Origin of the sequence: Pigmentiphaga litoralis (assembly GCF_048632615.1) — a bacterium.
Classification (GTDB): Bacteria; Pseudomonadota; Gammaproteobacteria; order Burkholderiales; family Burkholderiaceae_B; genus Pigmentiphaga; species Pigmentiphaga litoralis_B.
The window spans coordinates 2332255-2358618 of record NZ_CP184479.1 but is presented as its reverse complement, the minus strand read 5'-3'; the positions used below and the strand labels follow the sequence as shown (position 1 = coordinate 2358618).

Annotated in this window: 19 protein-coding genes, 4 tRNA genes and 2 pseudogenes; 14 read left to right on the top strand and 11 right to left on the bottom strand. The window is 64.3% G+C overall.

From position 1 onward, the window contains the following. Positions 1–86: 86 nt before the first annotated feature. The 11 genes from gspF to gspG form a co-directional block, all read right to left on the bottom strand. Complete coding sequence (gene gspF, locus ACNANG_RS10465) at positions 87–1307, bottom strand: type II secretion system inner membrane protein GspF (RefSeq protein ID WP_420227108.1); 1221 nt, start codon at positions 1305–1307, stop codon at positions 87–89. 2 nt (positions 1308–1309) lie between these two features. After that, a complete protein-coding gene (gene gspE, locus ACNANG_RS10460; protein WP_420227107.1) occupies positions 1310–2734 on the bottom strand; it encodes a type II secretion system ATPase GspE in 1425 nt (474 codons plus the stop codon). Continuing rightward, positions 2731–5241 carry a type II secretion system secretin GspD gene (gene gspD, locus ACNANG_RS10455; RefSeq protein ID WP_420227106.1) on the bottom strand — a complete coding sequence of 837 codons (2511 nt, stop codon included), beginning with the start codon at positions 5239–5241 and terminating at the stop codon, positions 2731–2733. The genes gspE and gspD overlap by 4 nt, the downstream gene beginning before the upstream one ends. A 4-nt stretch (positions 5242–5245) precedes the next feature. Beyond that, complete coding sequence (gene gspN, locus ACNANG_RS10450; RefSeq protein ID WP_420227105.1) at positions 5246–5989, bottom strand: type II secretion system protein N; 744 nt, start codon at positions 5987–5989, stop codon at positions 5246–5248. After that, complete coding sequence (gene gspM / locus ACNANG_RS10445; protein WP_420227104.1) at positions 5989–6606, bottom strand: type II secretion system protein GspM; 618 nt, start codon at positions 6604–6606, stop codon at positions 5989–5991. The genes gspN and gspM overlap by 1 nt, the downstream gene beginning before the upstream one ends. Then, positions 6603–7973, bottom strand: coding sequence for a type II secretion system protein GspL (gene gspL, locus ACNANG_RS10440; protein WP_420227103.1), 1371 nt, complete (start codon positions 7971–7973; stop codon positions 6603–6605). The genes gspM and gspL overlap by 4 nt, the downstream gene beginning before the upstream one ends. After that, the gene (gene gspK, locus ACNANG_RS10435) at positions 7970–9019 is read right to left on the bottom strand and encodes a type II secretion system minor pseudopilin GspK (protein ID WP_420227102.1); all 1050 of its coding nucleotides are present in this window, start codon (positions 9017–9019) and stop codon (positions 7970–7972) included. The genes gspL and gspK overlap by 4 nt, the downstream gene beginning before the upstream one ends. 47 nt (positions 9020–9066) lie before the next feature. Further along, positions 9067–9837: a PulJ/GspJ family protein gene (locus ACNANG_RS10430; protein ID WP_420227101.1), complete on the bottom strand. Its 771-nt coding sequence runs from the start codon at positions 9835–9837 to the stop codon at positions 9067–9069. After that, the gene (gspI, locus tag ACNANG_RS10425) at positions 9834–10205 is read right to left on the bottom strand and encodes a type II secretion system minor pseudopilin GspI (protein ID WP_420227100.1); all 372 of its coding nucleotides are present in this window, start codon (positions 10203–10205) and stop codon (positions 9834–9836) included. The genes ACNANG_RS10430 and gspI overlap by 4 nt, the downstream gene beginning before the upstream one ends. Next, positions 10192–10638, bottom strand: coding sequence for a type II secretion system protein GspH (locus ACNANG_RS10420; RefSeq protein WP_189614762.1), 447 nt, complete (start codon positions 10636–10638; stop codon positions 10192–10194). The genes gspI and ACNANG_RS10420 overlap by 14 nt, the downstream gene beginning before the upstream one ends. A gap of 83 nt (positions 10639–10721) precedes the next feature. Next, positions 10722–11102 (bottom strand): type II secretion system major pseudopilin GspG, encoded by a 381-nt coding sequence (gspG, locus tag ACNANG_RS10415; protein ID WP_229828507.1) that lies wholly within the window; start codon positions 11100–11102, stop codon positions 10722–10724. A gap of 208 nt (positions 11103–11310) precedes the next feature. Between gspG and ACNANG_RS10410 the strand changes: the two genes are divergently transcribed. The 14 genes and pseudogenes from ACNANG_RS10410 to rpoC all read left to right on the top strand — a co-directional run bounded on the left by ACNANG_RS10410 (position 11311) and on the right by rpoC (position 26190). Next, positions 11311–11754 (top strand): hypothetical protein, encoded by a 444-nt coding sequence (locus ACNANG_RS10410; protein ID WP_420227099.1) that lies wholly within the window; start codon positions 11311–11313, stop codon positions 11752–11754. Positions 11755–11821: 67 nt separating this feature from the next. Next, positions 11822–11908, top strand: a tRNA-Tyr gene (locus ACNANG_RS10405). Between the two features lie 198 nt (positions 11909–12106). Continuing rightward, positions 12107–12180: transfer RNA gene (locus ACNANG_RS10400), tRNA-Gly, on the top strand. 67 nt (positions 12181–12247) lie between these two features. Further along, positions 12248–12322: transfer RNA gene (locus tag ACNANG_RS10395), tRNA-Thr, on the top strand. 71 nt (positions 12323–12393) lie between these two features. Beyond that, positions 12394–13584 carry an elongation factor Tu gene (gene tuf / locus ACNANG_RS10390; RefSeq protein ID WP_420227090.1) on the top strand — a complete coding sequence of 397 codons (1191 nt, stop codon included), beginning with the start codon at positions 12394–12396 and terminating at the stop codon, positions 13582–13584. A gap of 189 nt (positions 13585–13773) precedes the next feature. Further along, positions 13774–13849, top strand: a tRNA-Trp gene (locus ACNANG_RS10385). Positions 13850–13976: 127 nt separating this feature from the next. Continuing rightward, entirely contained in the window at positions 13977–14357 is a 381-nt protein-coding gene (gene secE, locus ACNANG_RS10380) for a preprotein translocase subunit SecE (RefSeq protein WP_420227098.1), read from the top strand. Between the two features lie 17 nt (positions 14358–14374). Next, positions 14375–14908 carry a transcription termination/antitermination protein NusG gene (gene nusG, locus ACNANG_RS10375; protein WP_420227097.1) on the top strand — a complete coding sequence of 178 codons (534 nt, stop codon included), beginning with the start codon at positions 14375–14377 and terminating at the stop codon, positions 14906–14908. Between the two features lie 133 nt (positions 14909–15041). Continuing rightward, a pseudogene (gene rplK / locus ACNANG_RS10370) lies at positions 15042–15471 on the top strand (50S ribosomal protein L11). Positions 15472–15473: 2 nt separating this feature from the next. Next, positions 15474–16169 (top strand): 50S ribosomal protein L1, encoded by a 696-nt coding sequence (rplA, locus tag ACNANG_RS10365; protein WP_420227096.1) that lies wholly within the window; start codon positions 15474–15476, stop codon positions 16167–16169. Between the two features lie 354 nt (positions 16170–16523). After that, positions 16524–17051 (top strand): 50S ribosomal protein L10, encoded by a 528-nt coding sequence (rplJ, locus tag ACNANG_RS10360; protein WP_420227508.1) that lies wholly within the window; start codon positions 16524–16526, stop codon positions 17049–17051. Positions 17052–17126: 75 nt separating this feature from the next. Next, positions 17127–17507: a 50S ribosomal protein L7/L12 gene (gene rplL, locus ACNANG_RS10355; RefSeq protein ID WP_179591034.1), complete on the top strand. Its 381-nt coding sequence runs from the start codon at positions 17127–17129 to the stop codon at positions 17505–17507. 303 nt (positions 17508–17810) lie between these two features. Then, positions 17811–21922: pseudogene (gene rpoB, locus ACNANG_RS10350) on the top strand (DNA-directed RNA polymerase subunit beta). An 11-nt stretch (positions 21923–21933) separates the two neighbouring features. After that, complete coding sequence (rpoC, locus tag ACNANG_RS10345) at positions 21934–26190, top strand: DNA-directed RNA polymerase subunit beta' (RefSeq protein WP_420227095.1); 4257 nt, start codon at positions 21934–21936, stop codon at positions 26188–26190. The last annotated feature ends 174 nt before the right edge of the window (positions 26191–26364 follow it).

The following is a 26364-nucleotide window of genomic DNA, read 5'->3' as shown; positions in this document are numbered from 1 at the left end:
TCAACGGAAAATTGCTGAACGATTGCATTGCTGGACGACAGCCTTGGCCGACATCGCGCCCTGCCGCGAGCGGCAGTCGCAGGCCGTCAACGCACCAACTGGTTGATCTCGATGATAGGCATCAGCACCGCCAGCACGATCAGCAGCACGAAACCGCCCATCAGCAGGATCATCAACGGTTCCAGCAGCGCCGTCATGGCCATGGCTTTGCGTTCCACTTCGCGTGACAGGGTCTGCGCGGCGCGTTCCAGCAATTCTGGCAAGGTGCCGGTCTTTTCACCACTGGCCGTCAGGTGGATCAGCAAGGGTGGGAAAGTCTTCTGGACCTGCAGGGCCGACGCCAGCGACACGCCTTCCCGCACCCGGGTGGTGGCATCGTCGATCGACGCCCGCAATCGGTCATTGCCCAGGGTCTGCCGCGACGCATCCAGCGCGCGCAGCAAGGGCACGCCGCTACCGGTCAGGATCGCCAGCGTGGACGCAAACCGCGCCGCATCCAGCCCCAGAATGAACCGCCCGGCCACCGGAGTGCGCAGCAGCCGTGAATGCCAGGCCAGCCGGGCTGGCGCCGCCCGCAGCATCATGCGCCAGCCGGTAAAGGCCGCCGCCAGACCGATGCCGACCAGCCAGCCCCAGCTGCGCACGAAGTCGCTCAGCCCCAGCATCACCCGGGTCAGCAGCGGCAATTCCTGGCGCGCCTGCGAAAAGGCGCTGACCACTTGCGGCACCACGTAGCCCAACAGGAAGATGACGATGCCGACCGACACGCAGGCCACCACGGCCGGGTAGATGAAGGCCGTCAGCACCTTGGTGCGCAGCGTGTTGCGCTCTTCGATGTAGTCGGCCAGCTTTTCCATGACCTGCGCCAGGTCGCCCGACTCTTCGCCGGCGGCGATCAGCGCCCGGTAGATTTCCGGAAAGTCCCGCGGCCGGGTCGCCAGCGCATCCGCCAGGCGATGACCCGCGCGGATGTCGGACCGGATCGTAGTCAGCACCTCGCGGATGTGCTTGCGTTCGGCCTGCTCGGCGGTCGCGGTCAGTGCGGCGTCCAGCGGCAGCCGGGCGGACAGCAGGCTGGCCAATTGGCGCGTGGTCCAGGCCAGTTCCGAGTCGGACATCTTGGCGCCGAACAGCGGCCGGGGCGCGCCGGCAGCCGCGTTGTCCTGCGCGGCCACGGAATCCACCGCCAGCGGCGTCAGGCCGCGCGCCCGCAGCTGAGTGCGTGCGGCGCGGGGGCTGTCGGCGTCGATCAGGCCCCGTTCGACCTTGCCGATCGCGTCCGACGCTTCGTATCGATAGGACGGCATGGTCAGGCGTCCCGCGTCACACGGATCACTTCTTCAGGCGAGGTCACCCCTGACCGGATCCAGCGTTCGCCGTCCTGCCGCATGTTCAGCATGCCATCGGCGGCCGCGGCCTGGCGCATGTCTTCTTCGCTCGTGCCTTCGTGGATCAGGCGGCGCTGCGTCTCGTCGATGGTGAACAGTTCATGGATGCCGGTGCGGCCGCTGTAACCGGTATGGCTGCACGCCGGGCACCCGACCGGCCGGTACACGGTCCGTCCATCGGGTTCGATGCTGGCTTCCTTGCATTCCTGGCACAGCCGCCGCACCAGACGCTGCGCCACCACGCCCAGCAAGGACGACGACAGCAGGAAAGGTTCGACGCCCATGTCGGTCAGCCGCGTCACGGCCGAAACGGAATCGTTGGTGTGCAGCGTGGCCAGCACCAGGTGACCCGTCAGCGAGGCCTGCACGGCGATCTGCGCGGTTTCCAGGTCGCGGATTTCACCAATCATGATCACGTCCGGGTCCTGCCGCAGGATCGCGCGCAGGGCCATGGCAAAGCTCATGTTGATCTTGGCGTTGACCTGGGTCTGGCTGATGCCGGGCAGGTCGTATTCGATCGGGTCTTCCACCGTCAGGATGTTGGTGGTGCTGGCATCCAGCCGCGCCAGCGCCGCGTACAGCGTGGTGGTCTTGCCGCTGCCGGTCGGGCCCGTAACCAGCACGATGCCGTGCGGCTGGCGGATCAACCGGTCGATCTGTTTGAGCAGCGTCGCGTCCATGCCCAGGCGCGACAGTTCCAGCCGGCCTGCTTCCTTGTCCAGCAGACGCAGCACGGCGCGTTCGCCATGGCCGGTCGGCAGGGTGGACACCCGCACGTCGATCGGCCGGCCGCCCACCCGCAGCGCGATCCGGCCGTCTTGCGGCAGACGCTTTTCCGAAATGTCCAGATTGGCCATGATCTTGATCCGCGAGATCAGGGCGGCGTGTAGCGCCTTGCGCGGGCTGACCACGTCGCGCAGCGTGCCGTCCACGCGATAGCGCACCACCGAATGCGTCTCGAACGCTTCAATGTGGATATCGCTGGCGCCGTCGCGCGCGGCCTGCGTGAACAAGGCATTGATCATGCGGATCACCGGGGCATCGTCCTGCGTTTCCAGCAGGTCTTCGATTTCCGGGATCTCCTGCATCAGCCGCGCCAGATCGATCTCGTTTTCGGCCGCGCCCACCACCGACGCCGCGTCGCCCGTGTCGGCGTACGACGCCGCCAGCTTGGTTTCCAGCTCGGCATCGGGCACCCGCTGGATGCGCAGCGCGCCGTGCCGGCGCTGCACTTCGGCAATCGCCCAGGCGGGTGTGCGCGGACTGACCGTCAACGTCGTCCCATCCGGCCGGATGTTCAGCAGCGCCCGTTGCGCGCGGGCCCAGGTGTAGGGCAGGGGATTCATGGTCGGGTCACGATCTCGGCGGAGTAGCCCAGCTGGCGCAGGGTCGACAGCGTGGTATCCAGGGTCAGCATATCGCGGGCGACGCGCGAACGAACGTACCAGACCTGGCCTTCGCCTTGTTCGACGTAGGCGTTGAAGCCGGCATCGGACACGCGGCGCGCGGTCAGTTGCGCATCGTTTTCGGTCGGGGTGGCGGCAATCTGCAGCACCGTGGTCGGGCCTTCGGCAAAGGTCGCGGAAATGTCGCGCGGGATGGTGGTCGGCACCATGCCTCGTGAATTGGCGCGCGGCAGCGGATCGCCCTCGCCCGGCACGCGCGGCGGCAGTTCCGAGCCCTTGATGTCCGGCAGCAGCCAGTGTTCGCCCGGCTGCACCTGCGCCTGGGTGGCGCGCATGTACTCGTAGCGGTCGATCAGCAGGTTGGAATTGGGCGTGCCTTCGCGCACCACGTACGGGCGCAGGAACACCATCAGGTTGGTCTTGGCGCGGCGGCGGCTGTCATAGCGGAACAGGCCGCCAATGTAGGGAATGTCGCCCAGGCCCGGCACCTTTTCGACCGCGCCGGTCACCGAATCCTGCACCAGACCGCCGATCACGATGATCTGGCCGTCGTCCACCAGCACGTTCGATTCGATCGCGCGCTTGTTGGTGATGATGCCTGCCGTGTTGGTGGCCGAATCGACGCTGCTGACCTCTTGATAGATCTGCATCTTGACCGTGCCGCCTTCGGACACCTGCGGCTTGACCTTGAGCGTCAGGCCCACGTCCTTGCGTTCGATGGTCTGGAAGGGGCTGGCCGTGGTGCCGCCCGTGCCGGTCTGCGCGTACGAACCGGTAATGAAGGGCACGTTCTGGCCCACGATGATGCTGGCGATTTCGTTATCCAGCGTCAGCAGGTTCGGCGTCGACAGGATGTTGGTGCCCGACTTGCTTTCCAGGGCGCGGGCCAGGAAGCCCAGGTTGGTGACCGTGCCGACACCAGGAATGCTCACCGACCCGTTGGTGATGCCGATGCTCAGGCCGTTGCCCAGCGACGCCGGATTGGCCGCGACGCCCAGCAGGTTGGTGCCCGCGCCGCCAAAAGCCGTGCCGCCAAAGGCGCCGGTGCCGCTCGATGTGGAACTGAGGTTGCCCGCGCCGCTGAGCCACTGGATGCCGAATTCGGCTGCGGTGCTGGCGGTCACTTCCACGATCAGGCTTTCGACGAAGATCTGCGCGCGCCGAACGTCCAGCATGTCGACGATTTCGCGCAGGCTGCGGTACAGCGGTTCGGGCGCCGTGATGATGAGCGTGTTGGTGGTGGCGTCGGCCTGGACCGTGGCGCCGCCGCCGCTGAAGGTGGTGCCCGTTGCGGTGCCGGTCCCGGTGCCGCCAAAGCCGCCCGTGGTGCCGCCCAACGCCGAGCCCACGCCGCCGGTGGTGCTGGCGCCGCCCAGCGCGCTGCTGCCCAGCGCGCCTGACGTATTGCCCGTGCCGCCAAAGCCGCCGGTGGTGTTGGCGCTGGTGCCGCCGAAGCTGGTGCCGCCCAGCAGATTGCCGCTGTTGCTGCCGCCAAAGCCGCCGCTGCCGCCGGACTGGCCGGTCAACACGCCGCGCAGCACCTCGGCCAGTTTCACGGCCTCAGCGTTGCGCAGGTAGACGACGTGCATGTTGGTCGCGCGGGACGACGGATTGTCCAGCTTGGCGATCAGGTCGCGCGCCAGCCGGGTCCGCGCCGGACTGCTGGCGCGGATCAGCACGCTGTTGGTGCGCGGATCGGCAATCGCGGTCACGCGATTGGTCGCTTCGCCGCTCGCACCCGGGTCCATCAGGCGGGTGACCAGCGCGGCCACGTCGGTGGCAATGCCGTTCTTGATCTCGATCATGTCGGTCGCCACCGACGACTGCGTATCCACACTGGCGATGATGTCGGCGATACGGCGCAGGTTGTCCGCGTAGTCGGTGATCACCAGCGTGTTGTTGCCGGGGTAGGCGTTGATCGGGTTGTTGGGCGCGATCATCGGACGCAGCACGGGCACCAGATTGGTCGCGCTTTCATAGTTCAGCTTGAACACCCGGGTCACCAGCTGGTCGCCCCGGCCACCACTGGTCACCGCGCCGCCTTGCAGCTTGGCGTCGGCTTCGGGCACGACCTTGCTGATGCCATCGGCTTCCACCACCGCAAAGCCCTGCATGCGCAGGGCGCCCAGCAGCATGCGGTAAGCCGTATCGCGATTGACCGGTGTTTCCGACACCAGGGTCAGCTGACCCTTCACGCGCGGATCGACCAGGAAATTCTTGCCGGTGAACTGACCCAGCGCGCGCACTACGGCGTCGAGCTCGGTGTTGACGAAATTCAGGACGACGCCGCCATCGGGCGCCGTGGCGCGCGCAACCTGCGCGACCGCGGTAGCCGGTGGAAGCGCCAGCGTCAGCAACGCGGCCGACATCGCCGCGACGATCGCCCGGGTAGCCAGGGTGCGCGGCGACGACCGGTAGGTGGACGTCTGGAGGAAAGAGGTGGGCATGATGTTATCGGCCAACTTGCAGGAGTGAATCGTCGCCGGTGCGGCGGCCCAGCGCGGACAAGGTGCTGTCGAGCGCCGCACGGACTTCAGGAGTGGAATTCGGCGCGGGTCGGGCCACGCCGTTGAATTGGACGCCGCCCCGCTGGGCCCAGCGTCCGGTGCCTTCGACCATCAGGGGTCCTTCCAGGGTCGAGACGGCAAACACGATGGCGTCGCCGGCATCCCCGGTCAGGCGGACCTGATAGCGGCCGATCGGGCGCAGCATGGACAGCACGGTCGATGCGTCTTTCCATTCGACCGTCAGCAGCTCGCCCACGGGCACGCTGCCGTTCAGGCGCATGGCGGGCCAGCGCAGCGACAGGTCGCCGCCCGGCTTCAGGGTGTTGAACGGCGCGCCCAGCTGCGCCAGCGTGCTGGCCGGCAGGCGCAGCGTGCGAGCCGACAGGATCACGCCCCGCGTTTCCAGACGCAAGGTCATCGGGCCGTCCAGCCACAGGTGGGACAGCACCAGGTGCGGTCCCCCGTCAAAGGCCAGGCGCCAGTTCAAGGGCGTGGGCAGGGTGCTGCGGGCTTCGGGCGGGCCGATCGCCATCAGCGCCGACCCGTTCCATACCGTGCCCGACGCATCGACAATGGCCAGCGGCCAGGTATCGGGCAGGGCGCGGATTAACCAGCGGGCAGGCAGGACGGCAAGAGCGGACACGACGGCAATCGCGACACAGATCAGGACTTTCGGAATCGTGCGCATCAACGTCCCTGGCTCGCGGGGGTGGTCGCCCCCGGAGTCGTATTCGCCACGAACAGCATCAGGCCTGACACCTTGCCGACCAGCAGGCGTCCGTTTTCATCTTTCGGCCGTTCCAGCTCGGCCTGCACCAGCCGCAGACGGGTCTGCGCGGGCACGGCGGCCAGCCATTGCATCAGGGCGGTCGCCGACACCTTGTCGACACTGACCTGCAGCCCCGCGTCGGACGTGGGCTGGTCGGCAGGCGGCGCAATGTCTTCTAGCGTGCCCGCAATCCCTGCCTGGCGCAGGCTGTCGGCCAAGGCCTGCCGCGTTTCCGCCGGCGTCATCCTGCCGCCCGATGCACGCTGCAGGCTGCGCGCTTCCAGTGTGAGCGCGTCCACCGTGGCGGCCTGCGTGCGCAACAGGGGCAATTGGACCTGCAGACGGCGATACGTGGTCCACGCCGGTTCGATCAGCACCAGGAAGACCAGGGCCAGACCGACTACCGTGCCGCAGATCGCCAGCAGACGGCGTTCGCGCGGCGCCAGCCGGGCCCAGCGGCGAGACAGGCCTTCGGTGCGCTTGCGCAGCGCGGGCGCCACGCGGGCATTCATGCGTTCGTTCAGCCGCGCGTTCATCGTGTCACCCCGCCGCGAACCGTCACGCCCGCGCCACCCGCGGCGTCATTCGATCCCGCCGACGCCAGCCGGAACCGCCACATGCCTTCGACCCGATCCACGTTCAGGCCCAGGGCCTGCGCGCGTTGCAGCACGGCCGGGTCGATGCCTGCCGTCTGCGCCGTGGGCGCATTGCGGCCAGTGGCCGGCGAAGGCGTGCGTTGCAGGCTCAGGCGGCGCGGCGGCGCACCGGCGCCCGGCGTGGAGCCCGTCACGGCCGCGGGACCGACCATGCCGATGCCGTCGTCAACCAGTTTCAGGCGCAGTTCCGCGTCGGCATAGGACACCGCCGTCAGGTTGCTGGCGGCCTGCGGCAACGCGTCGGCCGCGGCCAGCGACATCGGCAGGAAGTCGGAACTGCCGAATTTGCCATCGGCTGTGCGCAGAGCGTCGCGGCGCTGCTCGGCCTGCTTGAGCGGATCCACGATCACGGGCAGGTCCGGAAACGCGGCTTTGACCTGGGCCACCATCCGCTGGCGCAGCGCCTGCTCTTCCCGGCTCAGTTGCCAGGCGTGAATGTTCAGCCCCAGCAGCCAGACCGCCGCCGCCGCGGCCGTCCAGATCAGCGGCTTGCGCCAGCGCGAGCGTCCGGCATGGCGCGGCTGCAGGTCGGCCAGGGCCAGCGACCACGAAGGCGCCACGCCCGACCAGCGCGCTTCAGCCGCCAACGTCCGCGATTCGACCGCTTCCGGCGTCACCCAGCCGATGGGCGCGGGCGGCACCCACCCCACCGACGCCGGCATGGCGGGTTCCATGGCCAGCAGCAAGGCCGCCGCTGCCGGCTCCACGCCATCTTGCGGCGTCAGGGTGTCGACCGCCCAGCAATAGCCCGATTCCGGCCCGCTGCGCACGATCAGATAGCCATCGCGCACGGCAGCGGTCCAGCCGTTGTCGGTCTGCGCCAGCGCCAGCGGGGCCGGCAGCAGCGCGTCGGCCGACAGGCCCACGTCGGCCAGCACGGCCAGCGCGCGCGCCAAGTGCTCGCGCGGGCCCCATGCCACCGCCACGGTGCCGTCGGCATGCCGGGCGCCATGGGCCACCGCCAGCGTCTCGATCTCGCCCAGCAGCATCGGTTCGACCGCGCCCGCCACGGCCGCGCCCATCCGGTGCGGTGGCAAGGGAGGCACCGTGACCGTGGTGACGATGGTGTCGCCCGGATGCAAAATGGCCTCGACCCGATCGCCAGGCACGGTGCCCGCGATCTCGGACAGGGACATCTCACCCGTGCGCAGCACGGTGTGCTGGCGGTCAAGCAGCGCAAACTCGATCAGCGAGCCGGGCGTGAGCGCCTGCAGCGTCGGTAGCTCCAGTCGCAATATGGTCTTCAATTCGTTTCCCTTTTCCACACCACGCTGGGAGTGGTGGCGTTCTCGCGCGAAATGAGCGCTTGCATTGTGACCGCTGCACGCTCCAGCGTCACGGTTCCGTTGACGGAAAACCACTTGCTGACCGTCACGATCTGCGTATCGGTCAGCTGAATGTCCGGATTGGCCAGACGGTTGCCGAAGTCGGCACGATCATTGAAATAGGCGCCGGCGTTGCGGCGTTCGGTCAGCGCGCGGGCCTGCGACAGCGACAGCCCGGGCACCGCGGCGGCCAGGACTTCCGCGCTGGCGGTATTGGCGTTCACGGCAGTGATCCCGGGCAGCACGGTCACGAAGGGCCGCAGCTTGTCGATGACGGCGTCGTCCACATCGGTCAGGCCGCGCAGATCGTCCACGCCGCGGATCATGGGCGCCGTCGGGCCCTGGCCGGCGCTGTCCGATCCGGACGACAGACTGCCGGTAGAACCGCCCGCGCCCGCAAGCGAACCGGCGCCGTCGGCGCCCGACTCGCCGCCGCGGCTGGGCGATGACTGTGCGCTGGCCACCCGCAGCGCCACTTGCGGCGCAAGCGACCCCGGCAGGCCAAGGATCGCGCACAGCCTTTGGAAGGCCGCGACCTCGACCGGTTGCGGAATCCCCGCGCTGGCCAAGTTGCGCAGGTTGAATTTGCCCTGTTCGTCCTCGATCCGGCCCGAAAACACGGCAATACGATCGTCCCCCGGGCGCTGGATCCGGGTGTCTTCCACCGGCGTCGCCCATAGCGTATCGAGCCGCGTCGTGCTGTTGCGCCGCGCGTCGTCGCGCAGCACCAGCCGCGCCCAGTCCAGCCCGCCCTGCAACAGCCACCGCGCCTGGATCCGCGCCTGTTCGTTTTCCACCGCGCGCACCGACGCGGCCTGCCGCTGGAACAGCCCGGTAATCAGCAGCGCCACGGCGGTGACGATCAGCAGCGCGCTGATCACCGCCATGCCGCGTTGGTGGCGGCGGCACGCGGAAAAGACACGGCGTTCTGCTGCGCCGGCCGCCGGGCTGGCGGACGTACGCTGCATGTGTGGCCGGCCCCTGGTGGGACGCGGCATCGCTGTCGGCATGCTCGTCATTCCAGGATCACCACGCGGGCGTACCGCTCGCGGCCGTCGGCGGGCAGCCGTTGCACCGACAATTCCAGCCCCGTGAAGGGCGTTCCCGTGGTCGGAAAGGGCGTCGTCACCCACCCATTGCCCGGCAGCCAGCCGCGCACGGTAAAGCGGTACACGCCGGTCAGGATCACGGCGGCCGGGCCCACGGGCGGCAGCGGATACCGCCGCGCCGACGCGCCCACGGCTCGTCGCAGCACCGTGCCGTCCTGGAACCACACCACCCGCTGCCACGCGCCCGGATTGGCGGCGTCGCTGCGGATCATTTCCACTCGCGCCGGGCCGTCCGGTTGCCCCGACGTCGTCACCAGAATGCTTTGCGGCAGCAGCGAAGGCGGCACGCCGGCGATGGCGGTCGTGCCAGTGCCAGTGCCGGTGCCGGTACCCGTGCTCGTCCCGGACGCGCCGGTCGAGGTGCCGGTCGTGACGCCTCCGCTCGTCGCGGTGTTCGTGCCGGTTCCGGTCCCGGTCGCCGTGCCACCGCCCGTTGCCACGTTCAAGCCATTGACCCCGGTCCCGAGCAAGGCATCCGGCGCCCGCAGGGCCACGTCACGTTCGAACTGCCCGAGCATCCGGATCACCGTATCGTTTTCATCGGCGTCATCGGTCAGCCGGCGCTGCTGGGAACTGACGTTTTCCAGCCCGCGCCACGCAATGATGCTGACCAGCGCCATCAAGGTAATGGCCACCAGCACTTCGATCAGGGTGAAACCACTTTGCCGCGCGGTCATGGCAGGGCCGTCAGAAAACCGTTGATCTGCGCCAACGTCTCGGTCGGCACGCCTTCCGGGTGCACCCGCACCGTCACTTGCCGGATATTGGTGTTATCCGAATTCGTGAAGATGCTTTCGCATTGCATCAGCAGCCGGCCCTGCCGACAGGCGTTCACCTGCCGCCCCGGCGATGGCATCAGCCGCGCCAGCCGCAATTCGGCCATCTGGTTTTCGGCCGCGACCAGCGCCAGCGACTTGGTCCGCAGCGCCGCATTGTTCTGTGCGATCACGCCAATCGCTCGCACCGATGCGGCCAGCGCCACCGCCACGATCGCCAGCGCCACCAGCACTTCGATCAGCGTGAACCCGGACTCATTGGACCGCATACCGTCCCGCCTCGTCGCGCACGATGGTGACCGTGGCATCCAGGTTCTGCAGCCGCACGATCATAGGGGGCGCGATCCATTCCGACGTGAACACCGGCGCGCCTTCGGGCAGCACCGACACCTTCACGGGCCCGTCCCGCCAGGGCCGGGGGCGCAGCAGGTCATCCCGCGGAAACACGTCCAGTTGGGTACTGGACAGCGCCGTGGGCGTGGCGCGGCCCGGGGCATAGACCCGCGCCCGTCGCATGAAGCGGTAGCCGGCGTCGTCCGCCTGCCAGGTAATCTGCCGGCCGTCGGCCCGCACTTCGCCCTGCGCCACCGCAAACAGCTGCGCCAGCCGTTGCGCGTCTTCCTTCAACACCGCCCGCCGATCCGGAAACGCCTTGACGCCGATCGCGGCCGCGGCGATGCCGATGACGACGATCACCACCATCAATTCGATCAGCGTGAAACCGGCCGCCCGGCGGCGCGAGCGCCGCGGGGAGGGGAAGGGCGTAGACGAGTCACAGCAGGCGGTCAGAGGTCCCAGGAACCCACGTCGGTATTGGCATTGTCGCCACCGGGCTGGCCGTCGGCCCCCAGCGAAAACACATCGATGTCACCCCGCACGCCGGGGTTCAGGTATTGATAGGCATTGCCCCAGGGGTCCGCGGGCAGGCGATCCAGATACTGCTTCCAGTTGGGCGGCACCTGGCCGGTGGCCGGCCGTTCGACCAGCGCGCGCAGGCCCTGTTCGGTAGTGGGATAGCGGCCGTTGTCCAGCCGATACAGTTTGAGCGCCTGCATGATGCCGGACACATCCTGCTTGGCGGCCACGGCGCGGGCCTGGTCGGGGCGGTCCAGCACACGCGGCACGACCAGCGCGGCAAGAATGCCCATGATGACGACCACCACCATGATTTCGATCAGCGTGAAACCCTGCTGGCGGCGGGACTGGGGACGGCTCTTGATCACAGCGTAAACTCCAAAGGCGCGAAAGGCATCATCTATTATCGCTGCTTTATATGACATTTCATGACAGGGTATTCCTGTCACATTCAGGCCCCAACATTGAGGGTTTTCTGCGACACGGACCGCTCCGTGCGCACGCCGGAGCCACGCTGCCATGCCGTTGACCACCCCGCGTTATCTTCCCCGTCTGGTGCAGCGCGCCGCCGTCGTGGCGCTGGCCGCCGGCATCGGCGTCTGGGGGGCCATTCTCTTTGCCCCGTCGCCCCCACCCGCGCCGCCCACCGCCGCCGCCAGCACCACGCTTGCCACGGATACGCAACCCGTGTCGCGCTGGTTCGGCACAGGCAGCGGCGCCAAGATCCAGGTCGTGGTCGCCGGATTGATCTCGGCCGGCCCGCGCGGCTCGGCCGTCCTGGCCATCGACGGCCGCCCGGCCCGCGCCTATGCGGTCGGCAACGACCTGGCCGAAGGCGTCACGCTGGCCGAAGTCGGCCGCAGCGGGGTGGTGCTGAACCAGGGCGGCGAGCGCGTCGAGGTGCGCGCGGCCACCTTGCCGCCGCTGGGCGAAACCATCCGCACGGTGCCCCTGGTGCGCTGATCACATTCTTTCTGCCACGCGAGTTGACTTCTGAAAATCACTGCTGCATAATCTCAGGCTCCCTGACGGAGGGGTGCCCGAGTGGTTAAAGGGGGCAGACTGTAAATCTGTTGGCCTTGCGCCTACATTGGTTCGAATCCAATCTCCTCCACCAGTCCTTTTTGGCTGGACGTCATGGTAGATGCGCAAATGAATGCGCATGCATGGTAGATGTGCATAGCAAATGCGCGTGCAACCAATGCGCATGCAAGTGCGTTGTGAAAGCAGTGAAGAAGTGAAGTACGGCGAAGTGCAGATGGCGAAGTGCAGATGGCGAAGTGCAGGTTGAGAAGTGCCAGTGGTAACTAGGCAGGCGGGTGTAGCTCAATGGTAGAGCAGAAGCCTTCCAAGCTTACGACGAGGGTTCGATTCCCTTCACCCGCTCCAGTACCCGCTGCGCGCAACACGCAGCATCGCAAATCGTAGTACCCCGAATTCGCAGTATCCAGAATTCGCCCACTTGGCTCAGTGGTAGAGCACTCCCTTGGTAAGGGAGAGGTCACGCGTTCGATCCGCGTAGTGGGCACCAGTATCACATTGGGCATCGCGTCCCTTCCAGTTCCATTCCAGTAGTAGCAGGCATCCAGGCGGGAGTCAGCCATGGCAAAAAGCAAGTTTGAACGTACCAAGCCGCACGTCAACGTTGGCACCATCGGTCACGTCGACCATGGCAAGACCACGCTGACGGCAGCGATCACCACCGTGCTGTCGAAGGCATTTGGCGGCGAAGCCAAGGCCTACGACCAGATCGACGCGGCGCCTGAAGAAAAAGCGCGCGGCATCACGATCAACACGGCGCACGTCGAGTACGAAACCGCAACGCGTCACTACGCACACGTTGACTGCCCGGGCCACGCCGACTACGTCAAGAACATGATCACGGGCGCTGCCCAGATGGACGGCGCAATCCTGGTGTGCTCGGCCGCTGACGGCCCAATGCCCCAGACGCGTGAACACATCCTGCTAGCTCGCCAGGTGGGCGTGCCTTACATCGTCGTGTTCCTGAACAAGTGCGACATGGTCGACGACGCCGAGCTGCTCGAGCTGGTCGAAATGGAAGTGCGCGAACTGCTGAGCAAGTACGACTTCCCGGGCGACGACACCCCGATCGTCAAGGGTTCGGCCAAGCTGGCGCTGGAAGGCGACAAGGGTGAACTGGGCGAGCAAGCCATCAACGCGCTGGCCGCCGCACTGGATTCGTACATCCCGACGCCTGAGCGCGCCGTGGACGGCGCCTTCCTGATGCCTGTGGAAGACGTGTTCTCGATCTCGGGCCGCGGCACTGTCGTGACCGGTCGTATCGAGCGCGGCATCGTCAAGGTCGGCGAAGAAATCGAAATCGTCGGTATCAAGGACACGGTCAAGACCACTTGCACGGGCGTGGAAATGTTCCGCAAGCTGCTCGACCAGGGTCAGGCTGGCGACAACGTCGGTATCCTGCTGCGCGGCACCAAGCGCGAAGACGTGGAACGCGGCCAAGTGCTGTGCAAGCCCGGTTCGATCAAGCCGCACACCGACTTCACGGCCGAAGTGTACGTGCTGTCGAAGGAAGAGGGCGGTCGTCACACCCCGTTCTTCAACGGCTATCGTCCCCAGTTCTACTTCCGTACGACGGACGTGACCGGCTCGATCGAACTGCCGCAAGACAAGGAAATGGTTCTGCCAGGCGACAACGTGTCGATCACGGTCAAGCTGCTGGCCCCCATCGCCATGGAAGAAGGTCTGCGCTTCGCCATCCGTGAAGGCGGTCGTACCGTCGGCGCCGGTGTGGTTGCCACGATTCTGAAGTAATATGCTGGGTTGCAAGGAGCGGAAACGCTTTTTGCAACGGCTGCCTTGCCGGACAAGAATGCAGACGACGGGCCAAAAGCCGGTCTGAAAGCTTCCTAGAAAGTCCGAAAGCCGCAGTCAGGCGAAGCCGCCAAATCTTCGTCGGTAGGTTAAAAACGAGCGTCATCCCCGGATGGCGCTTGAGACTTTAGGGGAATAGCTCAATTGGCAGAGCGTTGGTCTCCAAAACCAAAGGTTGTGGGTTCGATTCCCTCTTCCCCTGCCACTTTCTCCCGGAGCTCGCGGGTTCTATGTCCGAGCTTCGGTCTGAAGCTTGCATGGCGCCGCAAGAGCCGGGTTGTCTTTGCAAGCACAGCCGCCTTCAGTCCTGCTGAAGCGGCCCGGACGAACAGATGTCGAATCCAAACGTCGAAACCGTAACGAGTTCCACCGATCGTGTCAAAGTGGGCCTGGCCATTGCCGCCTTCGTGGCCGGACTGGTGGGCTTTTACGCCTTGTCGTCGAGCCCTACCATTGCCCGCGTTGGCGTCGTCATTGCCGGCCTGGTCGTTGCTCTGGTGATCGCGTGGTTCAGCGAACCCGGCCGCCGGGTCATCGCATTTGCACAAGACTCCTACCAGGAGACCCGCAAGGTCGTCTGGCCTAACCGCAAGGAAACCATCCAGACCACCGGCGCCGTGTTCGCGTTCGTGGTGATCATGGCGGTTTTTCTGTGGCTGACTGACAAATCGATCGAATGGGTGCTGTACGACCTGCTTCTCGGTTGGAAATAAAACGGCGGAATGAAGCGATGAGCAAGCGTTGGTACGTCGTTCATGTCTACTCTGGCATGGAAAAAAGCGTTCAAAAGGCGCTGATGGAACGTGTGGAGCGCGCCGGTCTGGAAACCTCTTTTGGTCAGATCCTGGTCCCCACCGAAGAAGTGATCGAAGTCAAGGGTGGCAGCAAGTCCGTGACCGAACGGCGCTTTTTCCCGGGCTATGTCTTCGTCGAGATGGATCTGACCGACGAAACGTGGCACCTGGTGAAGAACACCAACAAGGTCACGGGGTTCATTGGCGGTTCGGGCAACCGGCCCACGCCGATCTCCCAGAAAGAAGTCGACGACATGCTGTCGCAAATGCAGGAAGGCGTGGAAAAGCCACGGCCCAAGGTCCTGTTCGAAGTGGGCGAAATGGTCCGCATCAAGGAAGGTCCGTTTGCGGACTTCAACGGCAACGTCGAAGACGTCAACTACGAAAAGAGCAAGCTGCGCGTGTCCGTGACCATTTTCGGTCGCTCGACCCCGGTGGAACTCGATTTCAGTCAGGTCGAAAAGTCCTGATTCTCGGATGTATGACCGGATGACGCGCTGCGGCCAGCGTCATCCGGGTTTCGGCGTCTGCGATGCCGAAAATCCCGGCCGGCAACCTCGGGGAGCCCTGTCACAGGGCGATTGAACCCGAAAGGAGCACACCATGGCGAAGAAAATCGTCGGCTTCATCAAGCTGCAAGTTCCAGCTGGTAAAGCCAACCCATCCCCCTATCGGTCCTGCGCTGGGTCAGCGCGGTCTGAACATCATGGAATTCTGCAAGGCGTTCAACGCCAAGACGCAAGGCATGGAGCCTGGTCTGCCGATTCCCGTGGTGATCACCGCTTTTGCCGACAAGAGCTTCACGTTCGTGATGAAGTCGCCTCCAGCGACCATCCTGATCAAGAAGGCTGCCGGCATCCAGAAGGGCTCGCCCACGCCGCACACCAGCAAGGTGGGCACGCTGACGCGCGCGCAAGTCGAAGAAATCGTCAAGACCAAGCAACCCGATCTGACTGCGGCCGACCTGGACGCAGCGGTTCGTACGATCGCTGGTAGCGCCCGCAGCATGGGCATCACGGTAGAGGGTCTGTAATCATGGCACGTCTGTCGAAACGCATTACCGCGGTCCGCGCAAAGATCGACCGCACCAAGCTGTACCCCGTCGCCGAAGCGCTCGCGCTGGTGAAGGACACCGCCACCGCCAAGTTCGATGAATCCATCGACCTGGCCGTGCAGCTCGGCATCGACGCCAAGAAGTCCGACCAGCTGGTTCGTGGCTCCGTCGTCCTGCCCGCCGGTACCGGCAAGAGCGTGCGCGTGGCCGTGTTTGCCCAAGGCGACAAGGCCGAGCAGGCGAAAGCCGCCGGCGCCGACATCGTCGGCATGGAAGACCTGGCCGAGCAGATCAAGGCCGGTCAGATGGACTTCGACATCGTCATCGCGTCGCCTGACACGATGCGCGTCGTCGGTGCCCTGGGTCAGATCCTGGGTCCCCGTGGCCTGATGCCGAACCCGAAGGTCGGTACCGTGACGCCCGACGTCGCGACCGCCGTCAAGAACGCCAAGGCCGGTCAGGTCCAGTACCGTACCGACAAGGCAGGCATCATCCACGCCACGATCGGCCGTGCATCGTTCAACGTCGAACAGCTCCAGTCCAACCTGGTCGCACTGGTCGATGCCCTGAACAAGGCCCGTCCGGCGTCGGCCAAGGGCGTTTACCTGCGCAAGCTGGCCGTGTCGTCCACCATGGGCGGCGGCGTTCGCGTCGACCAGGCGTCGCTGACGGCCTGATAGGCGTCCGGCGTGGAACGCGTGGGAAACCGCGCGCCACGCCCTGCAGTATCCGTAGTACCAAACTTTGGGCTGCACCCCGCGGCCGGTTCGCCGGAACAAGGGTGTTGCTGTCAAAGACCGCGGGAGAGAAACGAGGGTGCCGCCTGCTCAGGCAGGAGGCCGATCCGCAGATCTTAAAACCGTTGGCGAATCCTGTTGCAACGCCCAGTGCGCCAAGAACAGGCCAAGCAGCGGATCCAGCGTAGACGGCGGTCCCAGGAAGAATTCTTATCCAAAGAACTCGACCAGGTTCGCCGCGTTCGGTTGACGCAACGGGATTTCCCCAAGCGTCTTTTGATGGAGTGTTCGACCGTGAGTCTCAATCGTAAAGAGAAAACGGTGGTCATCGAAGAGATCTCGGTAGAAGTTGCCAAGGCTCAATCGATCATCATCGCAGAGTACCGGGGTCTGGACGTCGCTGCCGTCACCGTACTGCGCAAGAAAGCACGTGAGTCGGGTGTTTACCTGCGTGTTCTGAAGAACACGCTGGCCATTCGCGCCATCGCGGGCACCCCTTTCGAGGGTCTGTCCAAGCAACTGAGCGGTCCGCTGATCTATGCAGTGAGCGCCGACCCAGTGGCTGCAGCAAAAGTACTGGCTGACTTTGCCAAAACCAATGACAAGCTCGTTCTGAAGGCCGGCTCGCTCCCGGGCAGCCAGATGGACGTAGAAGGCATCAAGGCCCTGGCCTCCCTGCCTTCGCGCGAAGAATTGCTGGCAAAACTGCTCGGCACGATGCAAGCCCCGATCGCAACGTTTGTGCGTACGCTCAACGAAGTTCCGTCCAAGTTCGTGCGCGGCCTTGCCGCCGTACGCGACAAGCAGGCAGAAGCGGCATAAGCCGGCCTGCAAGGACTTCGTTAGACAAAAGCGACTACCGCACCTGGTATCAAACTATTTGGAAATCTAAAGAAAATGGCACTGAACAAAGCAGAAATCATTGAAGCTATCGCTGGCCTGACCGTTCTGGAACTGTCGGAACTGATCAAGGATCTGGAAGAAAAGTTCGGCGTGTCGGCAGCTGCTGTTGCAGCCCCGGCCGCTGCTGGCGGCGGCGCTGCTGCTGCGGCACCTGCTGAAGAGCAGACCGAATTCAACGTCATCCTGGCCGAAGTCGGCGCCAACAAGGTCAACGTCATCAAGGCAGTTCGCGAGCTGACCGGCCTGGGCCTGAAGGAAGCCAAGGACGTCGTTGACGGCGCCCCGAAGGCAGTGAAGGAAGGCGTGTCGAAGGCTGACGCCGAAGCCGCCAAGAAGAAGCTCGAAGAAGCTGGTGCAAAGGCCGATATCAAGTAATTTCGGTTCTGCATGCACCCGGGGGTCCGTCAAAACGACCTCCGGGTTTTTGCGTTCTGAAAGGGGTGTTTTCTTGACCCCTTATCAGGGGAATTACTCGGACTTTCCGGTGTCATAGAAAGCCCGATGTAACGGATTTCCGGTGCGCAGGTGGCCCAGGCCGCCGCCTTCGAACCCGAAACCCGTGCCGGATACCTTCCGGTTGAAGGGACGCCAGCCAGGCTGCTGGACGTTCTGCCCAGATTTCGAAGTCGTATTTTAGGACCGCCGCCCGCGGTTCACGCAACCTGAGTCGGAGTGCTCATGCCCTACTCGTTCACCGAAAAGAAGCGCATCCGCAAAAGCTTCGCCAAGCGCGAGGACGTCCAAAGCGTCCCGTATCTGCTGGCTACCCAGCTTGAATCGTACCTGACCTTTCTGCAAGAAGAGACCGCTCCTCTGCGTCGGAAGGATGAGGGCCTCCAAGCCGCGTTCACCTCGATATTCCCCATCGTCAGCCACAACCAGATGGCCCGGCTGGAATTTGTCAGCTATGTGCTTGGCGAACCCGCCTTCGACGTTCGGGAATGCCAACAACGGGGCCTGACCTTCGCATCGCCCCTGCGCGCCAAGGTGCGCCTGGTGCTGCTCGACCGCGAGGCCAGCAAGCCCACCGTGAAGGAAGTGAAGGAACAGGAAGTCTACATGGGCGAGATTCCGCTCATGACGACGACGGGTTCGTTCGTGATCAACGGCACGGAACGGGTCATCGTTTCGCAGCTGCACCGCTCGCCGGGCGTGTTCTTCGAGCACGACCGCGGCAAGACCCACAGCTCCGGCAAGTTGCTGTTCTCGGCCCGCGTGATTCCTTACCGCGGTTCGTGGCTCGACTTCGAATTCGACCCGAAGGACATCCTGTTCTTCCGCGTCGACCGCCGTCGCAAGATGCCCGTGACGATCCTGCTCAAGGCGATCGGCATGACCCCCGAGACCATCCTCGAGCACTTCTTCAGCTTCGACACGTTCGAGCTGCAGAGCGAAGGTGGCCTGATGGAGTTCGTGCCTGAGCGCTGGAAGGGTGAAGTCGCGCGTTTCGACATCAACGACAAGCTGGGCAAGACGCTGGTCGCGAAAGACAAGCGCATCAACGCCAAGAACATCCGTGACCTGGTTTCCGCCGGTACGGAACGCATCTCCGTGCCCGAAGATTTCCTGCTGGGCCGCTCGCTGGCGAAGAACGCCGTCGATCCAGAAACCGGCGAAATCGTCGCCAGCGCGAACGATGAGCTGACCGAAACGCTGCTCGACAAGCTGCGCAACCACAACGTCCGCACGATCGAGACGCTGTACACGAACGACCTGGACCAGGGTCCGTACATTTCGCAGACGCTGAACGTCGACGAAACGACCGACCAGACCGCCGCGCGCGTGGCGATCTACCGCATGATGCGTCCTGGCGAGCCGCCAACCGAAGACGCCGTCGAGGCACTGTTCCATCGTCTGTTCTTCAACGAAGAGACGTACGATCTGTCGCGCGTGGGCCGCATGAAGGTCAACAGCCGTCTGGGCCGTGGCAACGAAATCACCGGCACCATGACGCTGACGAACCAGGACATTCTTGACACGATCAAGATCCTGGTCGAACTGCGTAACGGCCGTGGCGAGATCGATGACATCGATCACCTGGGCAACCGTCGCGTCCGCTGTGTCGGCGAACTGGCCGAGAACCAGTTCCGCGCCGGTCTCGTCCGTGTCGAGCGCGCCGTCAAGGAACGTCTGGGCCAGGCCGAAGCCGAAAACCTGATGCCGCACGACCTGATCAACTCCAAGCCGATCTCGGCCGCCATCAAGGAGTTCTTCGGTTCGAGCCAGCTGTCGCAGTTCATGGACCAGACCAACCCCTGTCCGAGATCACGCACAAGCGTCGCGTCTCCGCACTGGGCCCGGGCGGTCTGACCCGCGAACGCGCAGGCTTTGAAGTCCGCGACGTGCACCCGACCCACTATGGCCGCGTGTGCCCGATCGAAACGCCGGAAGGTCCGAACATCGGCCTGATCAACTCCATGGCGCTGTACGCCCGCCTGAACGAATACGGCTTCCTTGAAACGCCGTATCGCAAGGTCGTGGACAACAAGGTCACGGATCAGATCGACTACCTGTCGGCCATCGAAGAAAGCCGCTACGTGATCGCCCAGGCGAACGCGAGCCTGGACGCCGAAGGGCACTTCACCGACGACCTCGTGGCCTGCCGCGAAGCCGGCGAAACCATGCTGACCGCGCGTGACAACGTGCACTACATGGACGTTGCGCCGTCGCAGATCGTGTCGGTCGCCGCGTCGCTGATTCCGTTCCTGGAACACGACGATGCGAACCGTGCACTGATGGGTTCGAACATGCAGCGCCAGGCCGTGCCTTGCCTGCGTCCGGAAAAATCGGTGGTGGGTACGGGTATCGAACGCACCGTGGCCGTCGACTCGGGTACGACCGTGCAGGCCCTGCGTGGCGGCCTGGTCGACTACGTCGATGCCGACCGCGTGGTGATCCGCGTCAATGACGACGAAAACGCCGCCGGCGAAGTCGGTGTGGATATCTACAACCTGATCAAGTACACCCGTTCGAACCAGAACACGAACATCAACCAGCGTCCTATCGTGCGCCGGGGCGACATCGTTGCTCGTGGCGACGTGCTGGCCGACGGTGCATCGACCGACCTGGGCGAACTCGCCCTGGGTCAGAACATGCTGGTCGCGTTCATGCCGTGGAACGGCTACAACTTCGAAGACTCGATGCTGATCTCGGAACGGGTCGTGGCAGAAGACCGCTACACCTCGATCCACATCGAGGAACTGACGGTCGTTGCCCGTGACACCAAGCTGGGTTCGGAAGAAATCACGCGCGACATCAGCAACCTGTCCGAAGGCCAGCTGGGCCGTCTGGACGAGTCGGGCATCGTCTACATCGGCGCCGAAGTCGAAGCCGGTGACGTGCTGGTCGGCAAGGTCACGCCCAAGGGCGAGACCCAGCTGACGCCTGAAGAAAAGCTGCTGCGCGCCATCTTCGGCGAGAAGGCCTCCGACGTGAAGGATACGTCGCTGCGCGTTCCGTCGGGCATGGTCGGCACGGTCATCGACGTGCAGGTGTTCACGCGTGAAGGCATCGTGCGCGACAAGCGCGCGCAGTCGATCATCGACGACGAACTCAAGCGCTATCGCACCGACCTGAACGACCAGCTGCGCATCGTCGAAAACGATACGTTCGATCGTATCGAAAAGACGTTGATCGGCAAGGCCGTGAACGGCGGCCCGCGCAAGCTGGCCAAGGGCGCCGAGCTGACCCGCGAATACCTGACGGATCTGGACCGCTGGCAGTGGTTCGACATTCGCCTGGCCGACGAAGGCGGCGCGACCGCCCTCGAGCAGGCGAAAGAGTCGATCGAACAGAAGCGTCACCAGTTCGACCTGGCATTCGAAGAAAAGCGCAAGAAGCTGACGCAGGGCGACGAGCTGCCCCCGGGCGTGCTCAAGATGGTCAAGGTGTATCTGGCCGTCAAGCGCCGCCTGCAGCCTGGCGACAAGATGGCAGGCCGTCACGGGAACAAGGGTGTGGTCTCCAAGATCACCCCGATCGAAGACATGCCGCACATGGCCGACGGTACGCCCGCCGACATCGTGTTGAACCCGCTGGGCGTGCCTTCGCGGATGAACGTCGGGCAGGTGCTCGAAGTCCACCTGGGCTGGGCGGCCAAGGGCCTGGGTCTGCGCATCAATGACATGCTGCGCGACGCACGCAAGATCGAAGTGGCCAAGATCCGTGAATTCCTCACCAAGATCTACAACTCCACCGGGACTTCCGCGCGCCTTGAAGAGTTCAGCGATGACGACGTCATCGAACTGGCCAACAACCTGAAGAACGGTGTTCCGTTCGCCACGCCCGTGTTCGACGGTGCGACCGAAGACGACATTCGCGACATGCTGAATCTCGCCTACCCGGACGACATCGCGGAACGCCTGAAGCTGGCGAATTCGAAGACCCAGGCGTACCTGTTCGATGGCCGTACCGGCGAAATGTTCGAACGCCCCGTGACTGTCGGCTACATGCACATGCTGAAGCTGCATCACCTGGTCGACGACAAGATGCACGCCCGCTCCACCGGCCCGTACTCGCTCGTGACGCAGCAACCGTTGGGCGGTAAGGCCCAGTTCGGTGGCCAGCGCTTCGGGGAGATGGAAGTGTGGGCGCTGGAAGCGTACGGCGCGTCGTATGTGCTGCAAGAAATGTTGACCGTCAAGTCCGACGATGTGAACGGCCGTACCAAGGTCTACGAGAACATCGTGAAGGGCGACCACGTGATCGATGCGGGCATGCCCGAGTCGTTCAACGTGTTGGTCAAGGAAATCCGGTCGCTCGGGATCGACATGGATCTCGAACGTAACTGATAGGAGTCGCCATGAAAGCGCTTTTGGATCTGTTCAAGCAAGTTACGCAGGAAGAACAGTTCGACGCCATCCGTATTGGCATCGCGTCGCCGGAAAAGATCCGGTCATGGTCGTTCGGGGAAGTGAAGAAGCCCGAAACCATCAACTACCGTACGTTCAAGCCTGAACGCGACGGGCTGTTTTGCGCCAAGATTTTCGGTCCCATCAAGGACTACGAATGCTTGTGCGGGAAGTACAAGCGCCTGAAGCACCGCGGCGTGATCTGCGAGAAGTGCGGCGTCGAAGTGACGCTCGCCAAGGTGCGCCGCGAACGCATGGGCCACATCGAGCTGGCCAGCCCGGTCGCGCACATCTGGTTCCTGAAGTCGCTGCCGTCGCGTCTGGGCATGGTCCTGGACATGACGCTGCGCGACATCGAACGCGTGCTGTACTTCGAAGCATATTGCGTCATCGACGCAGGCATGACGCCGCTCAAGCGCGGCCAGATCATGTCGGAAGACGACTTCCTGGCAAAAACGGAAGAGTACGGCGATGACTTCCGCGCCGTGATGGGTGCCGAGGCCGTGCGCGAACTGCTGCGCAATCTCGACATCAACCGCGACGTGGAAACGCTCCGTGCCGATCTGCAGGCCACGAGTTCGGACGCCAAGATCAAGAAGATTTCCAAGCGCCTGAAGGTGCTGGAAGGCTTCCAGAAGTCGGGCATCAAGCCCGACTGGATGATCCTGGAAGTGCTGCCCGTCCTGCCGCCCGAGCTGCGCCCGCTGGTGCCGCTGGATGGCGGCCGGTTCGCCACGTCCGACCTGAACGACCTGTATCGCCGCGTGATCAACCGCAACAACCGTCTGAAGCGTCTGCTCGAGCTGAAGGCCCCTGAAATCATCGTGCGCAACGAAAAGCGCATGCTGCAGGAAGCCGTCGACTCGCTGCTGGACAACGGTCGCCGCGGCAAGGCCATGACGGGCGCCAACAAGCGTCCGCTCAAGTCGCTGGCCGACATGATCAAGGGCAAGAGCGGTCGTTTCCGTCAGAACCTGCTGGGCAAGCGCGTCGACTACTCGGGCCGTTCGGTCATCGTGGTGGGTCCTCAGCTCAAGCTGCACCAGTGCGGTCTGCCCAAGCTGATGGCACTGGAACTGTTCAAGCCCTTCATCTTCAACCGTCTGGAAATGATGGGTCTGGCCACGACCATCAAGGCGGCGAAGAAGCTGGTCGAGACGCAGGAACCGGTGGTGTGGGACATCCTCGAAGAGGTGATCCGCGAACATCCGATCATGCTGAACCGCGCACCGACGCTGCACCGCCTGGGTATCCAGGCGTTCGAGCCGGTGCTGATTGAAGGCAAGGCGATCCAGCTGCACCCGCTGGTCTGCGCGGCGTTCAACGCCGACTTCGACGGTGACCAGATGGCCGTTCACGTGCCGCTGTCCATCGAAGCGCAGCTCGAAGCCCGCACGCTGATGCTGGCCTCGAACAACATCCTGTTCCCGGCCAACGGCGAACCGTCGATCGTGCCGTCGCAGGACATCGTGCTGGGCCTGTACTACGCCACGCGCGAACGTGTGAACGGTCGCGGCGAAGGCACGCACTTCGTTGACGTGTCGGAAGTGCTGCGCGCCTACGAAAACAAGTTCGTGGAACTGCAGACGCGGATCACCGTGCGCCTGAACGAATACGAACGTGACGAACAAGGCGAATGGCAGCCCGTGCTGCGCCGCTTTGAAACCACGGTCGGCCGCGCGATCCTGTCCGAGATCCTGCCCAAGGGCCTGCCCTTCTCGGTGCTGAACAAGGCACTGAAGAAGAAGGAAATCTCGCGCCTGATCAACCAGTCGTTCCGCCGTTGCGGCCTGCGCGACACGGTCATCTTCGCCGACCAGCTGATGCAGTCGGGCTTCCGCCTGGCCACGCGCGGCGGTATCTCGATCTGCATGGACGACATGCTGATCCCGGACGCCAAGGTCGGCATCCTGGCCGAAGCCAGCAAGGAAGTGAAGGAAATCGACAAGCAGTACTCGTCGGGTCTGGTCACGTCGCAGGAACGGTACAACAACGTGGTGGACATCTGGGGCAAGGCAGGCGATCGCGTCGGCAAGGCCATGATGGAGCAACTGTCGACCGAGCCCGTGACCGATCGCCATGGCAATGCCACGCGCCAGGAATCGTTCAACTCGATCTACATGATGGCCGACTCGGGCGCGCGCGGTTCCGCGGCCCAGATTCGCCAGCTCGCCGGCATGCGGGGCCTGATGGCCAAGCCTGACGGCTCGATCATCGAGACGCCCATCACGGCAAACTTCCGTGAAGGCCTGAACGTGTTGCAGTACTTCATTTCGACCCACGGCGCTCGTAAGGGCCTGGCCGACACGGCACTGAAGACCGCGAACTCGGGTTACCTGACCCGTCGTCTGGTCGACGTGACGCAAGACCTGGTGATCACCGAAGAAGATTGCGGCACCACCTTCGGCTTCAACATGAAGGCGCTGGTGGAAGGCGGTGAAGTCATCGAACCGCTGCGCGACCGTATCCTGGGTCGTACGGCCGTCTCCGACGTGATCAACCCCGACACGCAGGAAACCGTGTTCGAAGCGGGCACGCTGCTCGACGAAGACGCGGTCGAACTGATCGAAAGCCTGGGCATCGACGAAGTCAAGGTGCGTTCGCCGCTGAGCTGCGAAACGCGTCATGGCCTGTGCGCCGCCTGCTATGGCCGCGACCTGGGTCGTGGCACGTCGGTCAACGTGGGTGAGGCGGTCGGTGTGATCGCCGCCCAGTCCATCGGCGAACCGGGCACGCAGCTGACGATGCGTACGTTCCACATCGGTGGCGCGGCGTCGCGTGCGGCGCTGGCGTCGGGCGTGGAAACCAAGTCGAACGGCACGGTGCGGTTCACCAGCGCCATGCGCTACGTGACCAACGTGAAGAACGAACAGGTCGCCATCTCGCGGTCGGGTGAAATCCTGATCGTCGATGACAGCGGCCGCGAACGCGAACGCCACAAGGTGCCGTACGGCGCCATCCTGGTCCATGGCGACGGCTCGACGGTCAAGGCCGGCGCGCAGCTTGCGACCTGGGATCCGCTGACTCGTCCGATCATTACCGAGCATGCCGGTACGATCAAGTTCGAGAACGTGGAAGAAGGCGTGACCGTGGCCCGTCAGCTCGACGAAGTCACGGGCCTGTCGACCCTGGTGGCCATCACGCCGAAAACGCGTGGCAGCTCCAAGCAGACGGTGCGTCCGCAGGTCAAGCTGCTCAACGAGCAGGGCGAAGAAGTCAAGATCGCCGGTACCGATCACTCGGTCAGCATCTCCTTCCCGGTCGGCGCGCTGATCACCGTGCGCGATGCACAGGAAGTGGGTGTCGGTGAAGTGCTGGCGCGTATTCCGCAAGAATCGCAGAAGACGCGTGACATTACCGGGGGTCTGCCCCGCGTGGCCGAGCTGTTCGAAGCCCGTTCGCCCAAGGACGCCGGCATGCTTGCCGACGTGACCGGCACGGTGTCGTTCGGTAAGGACACGAAGGGCAAGCAGCGTCTGGTCATCACCGATCTGGACGGCGTGAGCCACGAATTCCTGATCCCGAAAGAGAAGCAGGTGCTGGTGCACGACGGCCAGGTGGTGAACAAGGGCGAAATGATCGTGGACGGCCCGGCCGACCCGCACGACATCCTGCGTCTGCAGGGTATCGAGAAGCTGGCCAGCTACATCGTCGACGAAGTGCAGGATGTGTACCGTCTGCAGGGCGTGAAGATCAACGACAAGCACATCGAAGTGATCGTGCGTCAGATGCTGCGCCGTGTGGTCATCGTGGATGCGGGCGAAACGTCCTTCATCACCGGTGAACAGGTCGAACGTGCCGAAATGCTCAACGAGAACGATCGTTGCGCTGCCGACAACCGCCGTCCTGCCACGCACTACGACGTGCTGCTCGGTATCACGAAGGCCTCGCTGTCGACCGACTCGTTCATTTCGGCTGCATCGTTCCAGGAAACCACGCGTGTCCTGACCGAAGCCGCCATCATGGGCAAGCGCGACGAACTGCGTGGTCTGAAGGAAAACGTCATTGTCGGCCGCCTGATTCCCGCAGGTACCGGCATGGCCTTCCACCAGGCCCGCAAGGAAAAAGAAGCGCTGGAAGCGGCCGAACGCGAAGTCGTGTTCGCCGATGTGGGCAACACCTTCGACGAAAGCACGATCTTCACGACCGCGCCGGAAACCGTGGGCGCAGCTCCCCAGGACGACGCTGGCGACGACACCCAGGTGTAACGCAAGGTCTTTGCAGTATCCGGACGTTCCGCTTCGTGCGGGCGTCCGTTCCAAAAAGCCGCTCTGCTTCACGCAGTGCGGCTTTTTTCGCCTGTTTGCCCGGCAGGACGCTGTTTTGTCGCGCCGGACGCAACGACGCCAGGCGTTGCGCGCACCCTGCGAAGGACGCATCCA